This is a genomic window from Patulibacter americanus DSM 16676 (genome assembly GCF_000420025.1).
Classification (GTDB): Bacteria; Actinomycetota; Thermoleophilia; order Solirubrobacterales; family Solirubrobacteraceae; genus Patulibacter; species Patulibacter americanus.
Genome location: NZ_ATUD01000025.1, coordinates 1 through 14,109 on the forward strand (window position 1 = coordinate 1; position 14,109 = coordinate 14,109).

Consider the following 14,109-nt stretch of genomic DNA (forward strand, 5'->3'; position numbering starts at 1 on the left):
CTTGGAGTTCGTCTGCAGCAGCGTGCCCGACGTGAACGTGTTCGCCGCGTTGGCGGTGCGGGAGGAGAACGTCGCGCCGGACCCGACGGCCACGCCGGTGGCGGCGAGCAGGACGACGAGGGCGGAGAGCAGACGACGGGGCGAGGAGAGCAGAGCGCGAAGCATGAAGAGGAGTCCTGGGGGTGGGAGTCGGAGAGCGTGGTGCCCGGGTGGGCTGCGCTGATGGACTGCATCCTGGGACCCCGTCGTGGCGAACACGCATCCGCCATGTAGCGGTCGTGTATCGCGTTACGAAACCCCCACGGCGGGTGTGTGGGCGCGCACACCGGCAGGCCTCGGTGAGCGTTCGGGCGGGCACACGGGCGGGCCTCGTTGCGTGTTCGGGCCCGCACTCCCGGACCACGTGGTGGCTCTCCCGGGTAGGTGCGGGCGGGCCCGCCCCCGGGGCGCGGAGGCGACGATGTACGTCTCGGCGGTGCGTCGGGAGGCGAGACCTCCATCGTCCGTCCCTGGCGCCGTCGATGGAGATCTCGCTCCACGACCGCCCACCGAGACGTACGTCGTCGTCCCCGCCGTCCGACGCTCCGCCACCGCCCGGTCAGCCGTCGGACGCTCCGCCATCGACCATCGACCGGCCCCGCCACCCCCGAGAACGACGAACGCCCCCGGGAGAGTCCCGAGGGCGTTGGCCGTGTCCCCCTGCTGCGACGACGCACTCCGGCCAGGAGCGTGCCGCCGATCTCCCCGTGCGCACCCCCGGACCAGGGGTCTGGTGGGCGCGTACGGGGAGCCGTGTTGTTCGGGAAGGTCAGTTCTGGGTGGAGGTGGAGTCCCACTCGTAGTTCGCCGTGGCCGTCTTGGCCTGGTCGGCGTTGCCCGCGTCCTTGCCCAGCGTCACGCTGAAGCGGTACGTGCGGGCCTCGTTCACGGCGAAGGCGCCGAGGCTCTTCCTGGCCAGGCCGCCCATGTCGCCCGTGTAGACGTTGCTCGGCGCGGCCGGGTTCGTGATGTCGTCGACCTTGACGCTCAGCGCGCCGGCGGTGAAGGGGTTCTGGACGCCGCTCTCCGTGAGGACGAAGTCGCCGGCGAGCGTGCCGGTGTTCTTGATCGTCACCTCGCCGGTCTTCGCGTCACCCGGCTTGAGGTTCGTGCCGGTGACGACCGACGTCCCGGCCTTCGTGTTGCTCTGCAGCAGCGTGCCCGACGTGAACGTGTTGGACGCGTTGGCGGTGCGGGACGAGAACGTCGCGCCGGACCCGACGGCCACGCCGGTCGCGGCGCCCACGACGACGAGGGCGGAGAGCAGACGGCGGGGAGAGGAGAGCAGAGCGGCGCGAAGCACGGAGGGGGTCCTGGATGAGGGAGCGTCGTCCGGTCGGACCGCGCTGATGGAGCCATCGTGCGGGCGACTCGTCGCAAGGCCGGATCGGCGCCGTGTCGGTCGCGTATCGCCTGCACGCGCCTCCCCGCCGCGCCCGTGGCCGGGTAGCGTCCGCATCCATGCCGGAGCCGCGCGGACGCCTCATCACCATCGAAGGCCTCGACGGCTCCGGCAAGACGACGCTCTCCGTGGCGCTCGAGGAGGCGATGATCGCGCGCGGGCTGCCCGTCGTCCGGCTGCGCGAGCCCGGGGGCGTCGCGCTCAGCGAGCGGATCCGCGAGCTCGTCGCCGACCCCGAGCTCCAGGTCGACCCGCGCACGGAGGCCCTGCTGTTCGCGGCCGCCCGCGCGCAGCTCTGCGCCGAGGTGCTGCGCCCCACCCTCGACGACGGCCGCTGGGTGCTCCTGGACCGGTTCGTCGACTCGTCCCTGGCCTACCAGGGCGGCGGGCGCGAGCTCGGGGTGGAGGCCGTCGCGCGGATGAACGAGCTGGCGACGGAGGGCTGCGTCCCCGACCGGACGCTGCTGCTGCGCGTCGACCGCCGCACGGGGCGGGAGCGCCTCGCGTCCCGCGGCGAGGAGCAGGACCGCATGGAGCGCGAGCAGGACGCGTTCTTCGCGCGCGTGGAGCAGGCCTATGACGGCCTGGCGACGGCGGACCCGCACCGCTTCCGGGTTCTCGACGCGCACAAGGACGCTCCCGCGGTGCTCGCCGACGCGCTGGACGCCCTCGCCGACGTGCTGCCCCCGGCGTGACCGCCTCGCCGCCGGCCCGGTCGCGGCCGAGAATCGCGACGGTGACGGGAGACGTGCACGGGTGAGCGACCGTCCCCCCACGACCGCCGCCGGGGCGAGCCGCCCACCCGAGGACCGGGCCGGAGCGCTCGAGGCCGCCCTCCGGGCCGAGCGCGCGCACGCCGCCGACGTCCGCGCGGCCGCCGAGGCGATCGCGGAGGAGCGCGACGCCGCCCAGGCCGACGCCGAGCGCCTGCGCGGGCTGCTTCAGGCCGTGCGCGTCGCCGAGGAGGAGCGCCGCCGCGAGGCCGAGCAGGCTGCGGACGACCTCTCCGTCCTGCGCGACGCGGGCCCGGACGACGCGACGGACCGGGACGAGGCGACCGACCGGGAAAACGCCGAGCGGCGGGCCGCGGAGGAGCGCGCCGTCGCGGCGGAGGACCGCGCCGTCGCGGCCGAACGCCGGGTCGCGGCGCTCGACCACCGCGTCACGATCGCCGAGCAGGAGCTGGCGCAGGCCGACGGGCGCGTGAGCGCCGCCGAGACCCGCGCCCAGCAGGTCGAAGCGCTGCTCACCGCCGCGCGCACGGAGGCCGAGACCGCCGGCCGCGACGCCGCCGAGGCGCGCGCCACCCTCGCGCGCGCCGAGGACGCCGCGGCGACGGTGGAGGAGCGCGTCGTCGCCGCCGAGGCCGAAGCACGGGAGCGGATCGCCGCCGCCGAGGCCGAGGCACGGGAGCGCGTCGCCGCGGCCGATGAGCGGGCACGCGCCGCCGGGGCCCTGTCCGCCGCCACGGAGCGCGAGCGCGACGAGGCCACGGAACGTGCCCTCGCCGCCACCGACCGCGCCGCCGCGGCCGAGCGCACCGCCCTCCGGGCGCTCACCGACCTCGCGGACGCCGAGACCCGCGTGCGCGAGGCGGAGGCCCGGGCGGAGGAGCGCGAGACCGCCGCCCGCGTGGACGCCGACGCGCGCGTCGCCCGGGACCGGGAGCAGGCCGCCGTCCGCGTGGCGAAGGCGCAGGGCGCCGTGGACGACGCCCGCCACGAGGCCGACGTGGCCCGCCGCGCGCGGGAGGACGCCGAGGCCGCGCTCGCCGCCGCGGAGGACCGGGCGGCCGAGGCGGTGCGACGGGCGCAGGCCGCCGACGGACGCGTCGTCGACGCCACCCGGAGCTCCGCGGCGGCGATCACCGACGCCGAGGCCGTCGCCGTCGCCGCCGCCGGTCGAGCGGACCGCGCCGAGGCCCGCGCGGCCGAGGCCGCCGACGACGCCGCCCTCGCTCGCCAGGAGACCGCAGACCTCGAGCGCCGGCTCCAGAACGCCGCCGCGTGGATCCGCGACCTCGAGGAACAGCTGACGGCCGGCCCGGCCGACGGTGCCGCCCTGCGCCGCGACCGCGGGCTCTCCCGGGACCTCGCGGAGGCCGTCGCCGAGCGCGACACCGCCCGGCGCCGGCTCACGGAGGCGCAGGCCCAGGCGGAGCGGACGATCGAGCGCCTGACCGCCGACCACGGCCGCGAGCTCGACGCCCGGATCCGCGAGCACGACCGGCGGATGTCCGCGGCCGCCGAGCTGCAGGCGCGCGTGATCGAAGGCCTGCGGGCCGAGCACGCCGCCGCCATGGAACGCGCGACGGGCCACGTCCCCCGCGAAGGCTGACGCGGACGAGACCCCGGCGCGCGGGGCGGGCATCCCGCCGGACCCCCATCCCCCCGGCCCCGACGGAGGTCCCGTCCCCCACGACGCCCGTGCCCACAGGGCGCGCGGAGGGCGGCGTGCGTACGCGGGCCCGCCGCTACCATCGACGCGTGCGAACCGGTCATCCCCGCCCGGGCTCCCCCGCCGCCGCGTCCGCCGCACGCCGGGGCCGCCCGTTCCTGCTGCGCGCGCTCCTCCTGGCGCTGCTGTCCGTCGTCACCGTGGCGGGCCCGGCCGCGACGCTCGCGGGCGCGGCCGATGCGGCCGGCGCAGCCGCCGCGGCCGGGACGACGAGCACGGCCGCAGGCACCGCCTCGACCCCGGACCTGCCGACGGTCACCACGACGCCGGGCCAGGCTCCCGCGCCGGGCCCGACGACGGAGGCCGCCCCCGTCGCCACGCCGACGACCCCGGCGCCCGCGGCGGCCGGGACCCCGCCGCCCGCCGGCACCCCCGCCCCGGCCGGCACGCCCGCTCCCGCCACCCAGGACGGGGCGGCCGTGGCCGCCGCCGAGACCGCGGCGCGCGACGACGGACCCGAAGCCTGGACGTGGGCGGTCCTCGCAGGCGCCATCGTGCTCGCCGCGCTGCTGGGCTGGGCGCTCGTGAACGCCACGGGTCGCATCCGCTGGCTCGCCCCGGTCGGACACTCCATGGGCGAGGCCGGCTGGCGGATCAGCCTGCGGTGGGCCGAGTTCCGCGACTGGCTGCGCTTCGGCTCCGGCCGCTGAGCCAAGGACCGCAGACCCGGCCGCACGCCGCCTCCGGACCTCCCGCAGACAGCGGCCACGCTCCGCCGCCCCCCTCCCCCCATGGACACCGGCCACGCGTCGCTCCGGGACTCCCCCGCGACGCTCCCGCCACCCTGCTCCGAAGCGCCCGCGACACCCGTCACCGGCCACCTACACCACCCGGGGCCCGACCCCGTCCGCGGCTGGAGATCGAAGCGGAACGGCGCTAGAATACGTCGTACGGACGATCTCGTCGGCGACCCCGCCGTCGTCCTCCGCACGGTGCGGGCGCCCATCGGCTCCACTCCCCCGGGGCCCACGGCGGCCCGGGATGTGCACCCCGTCCACAGGTCCTCGGCGGCCACTCAGCGTGGACGGATGGCATTCCGAAATTTCTTTTCGCCCGTCTTTGCAGGGGATCCGGGGCGGCGGCGCGACGGAACGGTGTCGACCGGGCTCGGTCCGTCTGGCGGGTGCGTCAAGGTGTCCATCCGTCGCCCTCGTGGTCACCACGAGGCCGGGGGAAATCAACCTTCTACCCGGGCGGCCTGCCCCCGTGAAAACGGGCGCCGACCGACATCCGGGACCGGTATCAGCACGGCAATCCCTAGGAACGTAGGCAGGCATGGACTCGGCGAACTCGCCCATCATCAGCGACCAGCGAGCGGATCAGGCGCTCAGCGTGCGCCGCCGCTTCACGACGCCCGGCGTCCACCCGTTCGACCAGGTCGAGTGGGAGATCCGCGACGCCGTCATCGGCAACCCGGAGAAGCCCGCCTTCGTCCAGCGGGGCGTCGAGTTCCCGACGACGTGGTCGCAGAACGCGACGAACATCGTCACCCAGAAGTACTTCCGGGGCCAGATCGACACGCCGGCGCGCGAGAGCTCCGTCCGCCAGATCGTCGGCCGCGTCGCCGGCACGATCGCCGACTGGGGCCGCTCCCTCTCCTACTTCGCGACGCCGGAGGACGGCGACACGTTCGAGGCGGAGCTGACGTTCATCCTGCTCAACCAGCTCGCGGCGTTCAACTCGCCGGTCTGGTTCAACGTCGGGTTCGAGGAGTCGCCGCAGTGCTCGGCGTGCTTCATCCTCTCCGTCGACGACTCCATGGACTCCATCCTGGAGTGGAACACGAAGGAGGGCCGCATCTTCCGCGGTGGCTCCGGTTCCGGCATCAACCTGTCGAACATCCGCGGGTCGATGGAGCCGCTCTCGAAGGGCGGCACCGCCTCGGGCCCCGTCTCCTTCATGCGTGGCGCCGACTCTTGGGCCGGCACGATCAAGTCCGGCGGCAAGACCCGCCGCGCGGCCAAGATGGTCGTCCTCGACGTCGACCACCCGGACATCCTCGAGTTCGTGCAGTGCAAGGCGAAGGAGGAGGACAAGGCCGAGGCCCTGGCCAAGGCCGGCTTCGACATGTCCATCGACGGTGACGGCTTCACCTCGATCCAGTACCAGAACGCGAACAACTCCGTCCGTGTCTCGGACGAGTTCATGCAGGCCGTCGTGGACGGCGAGGACTGGCAGACCACCCCGCGCAACCCCGTCGCGCAGGACATCAAGACGCCGAAGTACCCCGCCCGCGAGCTCATGAGCGAGATCGCGAAGGCCGCCTGGCGCTGCGCCGATCCGGGCATCCAGTACGACACGACGATCAACCGCTGGCACACGTCGCCGAACTCGGGCCGCATCAACGCGTCCAACCCGTGCTCGGAGTACATGCACGTCGACGACTCGGCCTGCAACCTCGCGTCGATCAACCTCATGAAGTTCCGTCGCCCCGACGGCACGTTCGACGTCGACACGTTCGAGCACACCGTCGACGTGCTCCTGCTCGCGCAGGAGATCATCGTCGGGCCGTCGAGCTACCCGACGGAGCAGATCGGCGAGAACGCCCGTCGCTTCCGCCAGCTCGGCCTGGGCTACGCCAACCTCGGCGCGCTCCTGATGTCGAAGGGCATGCCCTACGACTCCGATCACGGCCGCGCGACCGCCGCCGCGATCACCGCGCTCATGACGGGCCGCGCGTACCGCCGCTCCGCCGAGATCGCCGCCGCCATCGGCCCGTTCGAGGCGTACGAGGAGAACCGCGAGCCGCACAACGCGGTCATGCGGATGCACCGCGACGCCGCCTACGAGATCGATCAGATCGACGCCGGCGACAAGCCGCTGCTGCAGGCCGCCCAGCGCTCCTGGGAGGAGGCCGTCGAGCTCGGCGAGCTCCACGGCTACCGCAACGCCCAGGCGACCGTCCTGGCGCCGACCGGCACGATCTCCTTCCTCATGGACTGCGACACGACCGGCATCGAGCCGGACTTCTCGCTCGTGAAGTACAAGGAGCTCGTCGGCGGCGGCAACATGGTCATCGTCAACCGCACGGTGCCGCTGGCGCTGAAGGAGCTCGGCTACTCCCCGGAGGAGGTCGACCAGATCATCGCCTGGACCAACGAGCACGGCACGATCATCGGCGCGCCGGGCCTGAAGGACGAGCACCTCTCCGTCTTCGACGTGGCGGTCGGCGAGCGCGCGATCTCGCACATGGGCCACATCAAGATGATGGGTGCCACGCAGCCGTTCCTCTCCGGCGCGATCTCCAAGACGGTCAACATGCCCAAGACGGCGACCGTCGAGGACATCGCCGAGGCCTACACCGAGGCCTGGCGCCTGGGCGTGAAGGCCCTCGCGATCTACCGCGACGGCTCCAAGACGGCGCAGGCGCTGCGTACGGACGCGCAGAACGACGACGACGTCGTGGCCGCTGACGAGGTCGAGCAGCTCGTCGCGAAGGCCGTCGGCAAGGCCGTCGCGGAGACCGAGACGCGCCTGCGGGCCGAGCTCGGCCCGCAGCGTCGCCGGATGCCGCGCGAGCGTCAGTCCATCACGCACAAGTTCTCCATCGGCGGCCACGAGGGCTACATCACCGCCGGCAAGTACGAGGACGGCACCGTCGGCGAGATCTTCCTGACCGACATCGGCAAGGAGGGCTCGGCCGTCCGCGGCATGATGAACTCCTTCGCGACCTCGGTCTCGATCGCGCTGCAGTACGGCGTCCCCCTCGAGACGCTCGTGCGCAAGTTCGCGTACATGCGCTTCGAGCCGGAGGGGATCACCACGAACCCCGAGATCCCGTTCGCCAAGTCGATGCCGGACTACTTCATGCGCTGGCTCGCGAGCCGGTTCCTGGACGCCGACATCCAGGAGGAGCTCGGCATTCGGACCGACGTCGTCCGCAACCGCCAGCAGGCGCAGGACGCCGCGTCCAGCAACGGTGGCGGCGACACGGCCCGCCCGGCCGCCCCGCAGGTCAGCGCCTCGTCGCCGGCCGTCACGGGCTCCGCCGGCACGGTGACCCCGCCGTCGAGCAAGCAGGCCCCGATGAACGCGGCGACGGACACGCCGCCGGTCGTCCCGGCCCGCGTCCAGGCCTCGGGCCCGGACATCGAGCTCGGCCCGGTCTGCGGTGACTGCGGCGGCATGATGCAGCGCACCGGCGCGTGCTACACGTGCTCCAGCTGCGGCAACAACACGGGCTGCGGTTGAGCTGCCCCGTCAAGCCGGTGGCACCGAGGGTGCCGCCGGCTTGACCGCGCGATGACATGACGGGTCAGCGGGGCCGCGAGAGCGGCCCCGTCGCGTTACCCGGGCGGCTTGAGAATGGGCACGCGAACCCGGAGACGATCCCCGTCGCGAGGCTCCCGCTGGACGGCGGGCCGCCGACTCTGGTGGACCGCTACACGGGCAGCTCCGCCACCTACATCGTGCGGTGAGTGCGGTCGTGACCGCCGCGGAGTGACGGTCACGACCAGGATGCCCTCAGATCTCGATCCGCAGGGACGAGATCCGGTCCTCGTCGAACGCGAAGTACCAGCGGAAGACGAGCGGGCTGCCGGCGAAGTCGCCCGTGGTCGTCGTGGTGACGACGGTGTCGTCGTCGGTCTCGTCGGGGGCGGAGGACACGGCGTCGACGACGAACGCCAGGCCGTAACCCATGGCGCGCGTGGCCCAGCGCTCGACGCCCGCGGGGCCGTGGACGACCTCGCCCTCGTCGGCGATCGCGGCGTCGGGGGTGAAGGCGGCGTGGACCGTCTCCAGGTCGCGGGCCTCGACGGCACGCAGGAGCGTCTGGACGACGTCGGGGACTACGGGGGATCGCATGGCGGTCCTTCGGTCGGGTGGGGCGGTGCCGGGTGGCACGCCGGGCCGAGGATGCGCCGCTCCTCACGGTCGGTCAAGACCTCGGGGCGCAGACCAGGGCATCGACCAGGGAGTCCCTGGGGACCCGTGATTGCGCCGGTCGCTACCCGCGCGCCGCCGTCGGCAGCGCCTGCTCGAGCTGGGTCCGCGAGGTGATCTCGAGCTTGGAGAAGACCTTGCTCAGGTGGTACTCCGCCGTGCGCGGGCTGATGAAGAGCCGCGCGCCGATCTCCGGGTTCGAGAGGCCCTGGCGGGCGAGCTCGGCGATCTGCGCCTCCTGCGCCGTCAGCTCCCCGCGCGTGTCGTCCGTGCGCCGGCGCGCTTTCTCGCCCGTGGCCAGCAGCGACCGGCCGGCGCGGTCGGCGAAGGCCGCTCCTCCCATCGCCGCGAACATCTCCTGGGCCGTGCGCAGGTGCTCGCGCGCGTCGAGGCGCCGGTTCTCGCGGCGCAGCCACTCCCCGAGGTGCAGGTGCGTGCGGGCGAGACCGACCCGCATCCCGGTCCGGCGCAGCCGGGTGAGCGACTCGTGCAGGAGCCCCTCGGCGGCGTCGTGCTCGACGAGCGCCCGCGTCCGCGCCTCCGTGCCCAGCGCCCAGTCGGTGCCACTGGCCTGGGTCAGCGGCACCAGCTCGGCGAGACCCGCCGCCGCGCGCGCCTCGTCGCCGCTGAGTGCGGCGGCCTCGATCAGCTCGACGAGCGCCCACGTCGAGAGGCCGAGCTCCTCCGGGTACTCCCGTGTCTGTTCCGCGGCCTCCAGGGCCTCTTCGAACCGGCCGAGGCCGTTGAACAGCACCGCCCGCGCCCACTGCGTCGTCGTCAGGAGCTGTCCCGAGCCGTGGGCGACGATCTGCTCCCGGGCCAGCTCGATCGCCGCCTCGGTCGCCTGCTCGCGGCCGGACCACGGGGCGAGCGCGACGGTTCCGTACGACGCCATGATCCGCCGCCCCGTCGCGTCGCTCACGGCCTCGACCTCCGCGTTCAACGCCGCCGTGACGTCGAACTCCCCGGCGAACAACCGGTTCAGGAGCCGGAGCACCAGAGCGATCGGCAGCACGGCGATCGCGCCGGCCTCGCGGGACCGCTCGACGAGCCGCGCCGACAGCACGTCCCAGCTCTCGAAGTCGAAGACGTTCATCGCCATCCGGCAGGCGACGGGCAGCCAGTCCAGCTCCTGGCGGAGCGGGAGCTCCTGGGCACGGAACCCCGCCAGCGCGGTGCCGACGAGCGGCGCGCCGGCGACGTACCCGCCGAGGCCGCCGGAGCCGCCGAGGCCGCCGAAGCCGCCGTGCATGACCGCCATGCCGTCGAGCAGGAGCTCCGGCGGACCAACCCGGCCGTCGGCCGGCGGGAGGCCACGGGCGGCCACCGCGACCGCGCGCGGGCCCCCGCCGTGCCGGAACCGGCCGGCCGCGAACGCTGCGTGGAAGGCCTCGAGGTACGTGTCCCGCGCCCGCGCCGGATCCACCGGCCGCAGGCGCTCCGCGGCCTCGATGAGCAGCGGGACCGCGTCGCTGATGCGTCCCGCGACGAACGCGACCTGGCCCCGGAGAAGGGCCGCCTGGGCGGTGCCGAGCGGGTCGAGGCCTCCGGACGACCCGGCCAGCCCGAGCAGGTCGATGGCGTCGTCGAAGGCCCCCGCCGCGAACTTCGCCTGGGCGCTCGCGAGGGCCCGCTCGGCGCGCCGGCCCGGGTCGAGCGTCAGCGCGGTCGCCCGCTCGAGGAACGCTGCGGCCGCCGGGAAGCCCCCACGGACCTGCGCGCGATCGGCCGCCCGCTCGAGCTCCTCGGCGACCGCCTCGTCGGGTCCCAGCGTGGCCTGGGCCCGATGCCACGCGCGGCGATCGGGGTCGACCTGCGGGTCGGTGACGTCGGCAAGCGCGCGGTGCGCGGCACGCCGCCGGTCCGGCGGGGCGGCACGGTAGACCGCCGACCGCAGCAGCGGGTGGCGGAACGTCACCCGTGCGCCGGTCTGCAGCAGGCCGCCGGCCTCGGCGGGCTCCGCCGCGTCGACCGGGATCTCGAGCTCCGCCAGCGCCCGCCACAGCAGCGTCGGGTCGCCGATCGGCTCGGCGGCGGCCACGAGCAGCAGCCGCTGCGTCTCCGGCGGCAGCGCCCCGACCTGCCGGCGGAAGCTCGCCTCGATGCGGCTCGGCAGCGGCACGCCGGGCCCGAAGCCGCCGTCCATCGCGCTGGCGGCCAGACCGCGCGGCAGCTCGAGCAGCGCCAGCGGGTTGCCGTGCGTCTCGGCGACGATCCGGTCGCGGATGCGCTCGTCCAGCGGGCACGCGGCTGCGGTCGCCAGCAGCGCCCGCGCGTCCGCGTCGCCCAGGCCCCCGACCTGCAGGGTCGGCAACCCGGCCAGCGCGTCCCGCTCGACGCCGGTGCGTTCGGCGAAGAGCAGCCCGACCGGCACGTCGCGGATGCGCCGGGCCACCAGGCCGAGGACCTGCGCCGAGGACGCGTCGAGCCAGTGCGCGTCGTCGACGAGGCAGACGAGCGGGCCCTGCTCGGCCGCCATCGACAGCAGACCGAGCAGCGCGAGGCCGAGGACGAGCCGGTCCGGCGAGGCCCCCGACCGCTGTCCGAACGCGGCCGCGAGCGCGTCGCGCTGCGGCTCGGGTAGCGCGTCGATGCCGCCCAGGAGCGGGGCGCACAGCCCGTGGAGGCTCGCGAACGGGAGCTCCATCTCGGACTCGATTCCCGCCATGCGCAGCACCCGGCATCCCGTCGCCCGTTCGGCGACGTGCTCGATCAGCGCGGACTTGCCGATCCCGGCCTCGCCGCGGAGCACCAGCACGGCGCTCCGGCCGGCCCGAACAGTGGCGAGGGCCCGGTCGAGCGTGGCGCTCTCGGCGGCACGTCCACGGAGCGCCGGTCGGCGAGCTTGGAGGGCGTGGGCGGGCATGCGGCGAGCCTAACCGGCCGCGGGCCCGAACTAGGGGGCCGGACTGGGGAGTCCCTGATTCCTGTGGGGCGGTGCGGACGGAAGCTGCTCCCGACACCACGCACGGCGACCGCCGTACGGAGACCACAGGAGCGTCGCTCATGCCCCAGATCCAGGTGGGCCAGGAAAACTCGGCCCCCATCACCATCCACTACGAGGACGTCGGCTCCGGCCGGCCGGTCGTGCTCGTCCACGGGTTCCCGCTCAGCGGTCGCTCGTGGGAGAAGCAGGCGTTCGCGCTGCTCGACGCCGGCTACCGCGTCATCACGTACGACCGTCGCGGGTTCGGACAGTCCAGCCAGCCGAGCACCGGCTACGACTACGACACCTTCGCGGCCGACCTGGACCGGCTCATGACCGAGCTCGACCTGCAGGACGTCGTCCTCGGCGGGTTCTCCATGGGCGGCGGCGAGGTCGCCCGCTACCTCGGCACCTACGGCTCCGGCCGCGTGGGTCGCGCGGTGTTCATGGGCGCCGTCCCCCCGTACCTGCTCAAGACGGACGACAACCCGGAGGGCGTCTTCGCGCGCGCCGACATCGACGCCGGCGTGCAGGCGATCCGCGACGACCGGCTGGCGTACCTAACGGGGTTCTACGCCGACTTCTACAACCTCGACGAGACGCTCGGCTCGCGCATCAGCGAGGAGGTCGTGCGCGACAGCTGGAACGTGGCCGCCGGCGCCTCGTCGGTCGGCACCGCGGCGTGCCCGCCCACGTGGATCGACGACTTCCGCGCCGACCTGGCCAAGATCGACAGCCCCACGCTCGCCATCCACGGGGACGCCGACCGGCTCCTGCCGATCGAGGCCACCGCTCGCCGGCTCCCCGAGTTCGTCGCCGACTGCGAGGTCGTCGAGATCGCGGGCGCCCCGCACGGCATGCTTTGGACGCACGCCGCCGAGGTCAACGACGCGCTCCTGGCGTTCCTGGCCCGCGACCGGGCCGCGACGCCGGCCGAGGCGGCCGCGTGAGCGACGGAGACGTCCGGGAGCGGCTGGCCGCGCTGTCGGCGGCCGCCTGGACCGCGACCGCGGTCGGCGTCGCGATCGAGCTGGGCGTGCCCGCGCGGCTGCGGGAACCGACCGGCGCGGAGGCCCTGGCGAGCGGGGCGGGCCTCCCGGTCCCGCTCGCCGCGGCGCTCGCCGAGGCGCTGGTCGCTGCCGGCCTGGCCCGGCGCACCGACGGCGGGTTCGTCGGTGCGCCGGCCCTCGTCGCCCTGACCGACGGGCCGGCGGGGCGCTACGTGCAGGCGGAGACCCGCGCAGGGCTGCTGCAGATGGCGGCGTTCTTCGACGCCGCCACCCGCGGAGCGGCGCGGACGGGCTGGGCGCACGCGGACGAGCGGATCCTCGACGCGCAGGGCACGATGTCGGCGGGCGCCATCGAGACGCTCGAGCGGGACGTGCTGCCGTGGATGACCGGCCTGGGCAAGCGGTTGGACTCCGGCCGCGGCGCGTTCCTGGACGTCGGCGCCGGCGTGGGCGCGGTGACGCTCGAGCTCTGCCGGCGGCACCCGGCGCTGCGGGCAGTCGCGCTCGAGCCCCTCGACGCGGCGCGGCACCTCGCCGAACGCAACGTCGCCGACGCCGGCCTGGCCGACCGCGTCCACGTGCGCGGCACGCGCATCGAGGATCTGGACGCCCACGAGGAGTTCGACCTCGTGTGGCTGCCGGGGAACTTCCTCGGCCCCGACCTCCTGCCCGGCGCGTTGGCGACCGTCCACCGCGCGTTGCGGCCGGGCGGGTACGTCGTGAACGCGTCCCTCGGCAGCGCCGGCGACGACGAGGGCGCGGTCACCGCCCGGCTGCGGGCGATCCTGTGGGCGGGGGACACCGTCGAGCCCGAGCGCGTGGCGGGGTGGATGAAGGAAGCCGGCTTCTGCGAGGTCGTCCTGATGCCGCGCCAGCCCAACGGGCTCGTGCCGATGCGGGCCCGGAAGCCGTCGATCGCCTGAGCGGTGCAGGGCGGGCGGCTCGCTCGGTGTCTCCCGCCCCCGGCCGCTCCGCTCGCCATCCCCCGATCGGATGACGCCATCCGGCGCCCCGGGCCGGATCGCGGCGTTGCGAAACGGCGGGGAAGTCGTACAGCGTGACCCGCTTCCAAGCCCCAAAACCCCGTGGATAACGGTGTATTCGGTATCAGTCCAGGGTCAGTACGGTGAACGTATGGGTCGAACGGCCAGACGGTGTTGAGGGGGAGGCGAGATCCCCCGATGGGTGGACATCAGCAGCGAAGAGGACGGTGTCCTCTCCCCGCAGCGCCCTCTTCATCCTCTCCCCGGAACCGCCGCCATGACCGCCACCCGCACCCGCACCTCCCGCCGCCTCACCTCCGAGCAGCTGCTCGCCATGTGGGAGCGCTACCAGGCCTCGGGTGACCGGTCGGTCCGCGACGAGCTCGTGTTCCTCCTCACCCCGCTGGT

The 14,109-nt window shown here is 74.5% G+C and carries 9 protein-coding genes; 6 read left to right on the top strand and 3 right to left on the bottom strand.

The window, feature by feature from the left end; all coding sequences use genetic code 11:
* Positions 1-808 precede the first annotated feature (808 nt).
* Positions 809-1,342, bottom strand: a complete 534-nt coding sequence (locus F593_RS0120985) for a TasA family protein (RefSeq protein WP_022930711.1) — start codon at positions 1,340-1,342, stop codon at positions 809-811.
* A 158-nt stretch (positions 1,343-1,500) separates the two neighbouring features.
* Between F593_RS0120985 and tmk the strand changes: the two genes are divergently transcribed.
* The 4 genes from tmk to F593_RS0121005 all read left to right on the top strand — a co-directional run bounded on the left by tmk (position 1,501) and on the right by F593_RS0121005 (position 8,089).
* Positions 1,501-2,136, top strand: a complete 636-nt coding sequence (tmk, locus tag F593_RS0120990) for a dTMP kinase (protein ID WP_022930712.1) — start codon at positions 1,501-1,503, stop codon at positions 2,134-2,136.
* A gap of 61 nt (positions 2,137-2,197) precedes the next feature.
* Entirely contained in the window at positions 2,198-3,778 is a 1,581-nt protein-coding gene (locus F593_RS0120995; RefSeq protein ID WP_022930713.1) for a coiled-coil domain-containing protein, read from the top strand.
* A 149-nt stretch (positions 3,779-3,927) separates the two neighbouring features.
* Complete coding sequence (locus tag F593_RS27460) at positions 3,928-4,548, top strand: hypothetical protein (RefSeq protein ID WP_022930714.1); 621 nt, start codon at positions 3,928-3,930, stop codon at positions 4,546-4,548.
* Between the two features lie 625 nt (positions 4,549-5,173).
* Positions 5,174-8,089, top strand: coding sequence for a vitamin B12-dependent ribonucleotide reductase (locus F593_RS0121005; RefSeq protein WP_022930715.1), 2,916 nt, complete (start codon positions 5,174-5,176; stop codon positions 8,087-8,089).
* Between the two features lie 273 nt (positions 8,090-8,362).
* On the opposite strand, the gene F593_RS27315 is transcribed toward F593_RS0121005, so the two are convergent.
* Positions 8,363-8,704 (bottom strand): nuclear transport factor 2 family protein, encoded by a 342-nt coding sequence (locus tag F593_RS27315; RefSeq protein ID WP_022930717.1) that lies wholly within the window; start codon positions 8,702-8,704, stop codon positions 8,363-8,365.
* Between the two features lie 142 nt (positions 8,705-8,846).
* Positions 8,847-11,648, bottom strand: coding sequence for an ATP-binding protein (locus F593_RS0121020; protein WP_022930718.1), 2,802 nt, complete (start codon positions 11,646-11,648; stop codon positions 8,847-8,849).
* A 140-nt stretch (positions 11,649-11,788) separates the two neighbouring features.
* Between F593_RS0121020 and F593_RS27320 the strand changes: the two genes are divergently transcribed.
* Positions 11,789-12,658, top strand: a complete 870-nt coding sequence (locus F593_RS27320; protein ID WP_022930719.1) for an alpha/beta fold hydrolase — start codon at positions 11,789-11,791, stop codon at positions 12,656-12,658.
* Entirely contained in the window at positions 12,655-13,641 is a 987-nt protein-coding gene (locus F593_RS29005) for an SAM-dependent methyltransferase (RefSeq protein ID WP_022930720.1), read from the top strand. The genes F593_RS27320 and F593_RS29005 overlap by 4 nt, the downstream gene beginning before the upstream one ends.
* The last annotated feature ends 468 nt before the right edge of the window (positions 13,642-14,109 follow it).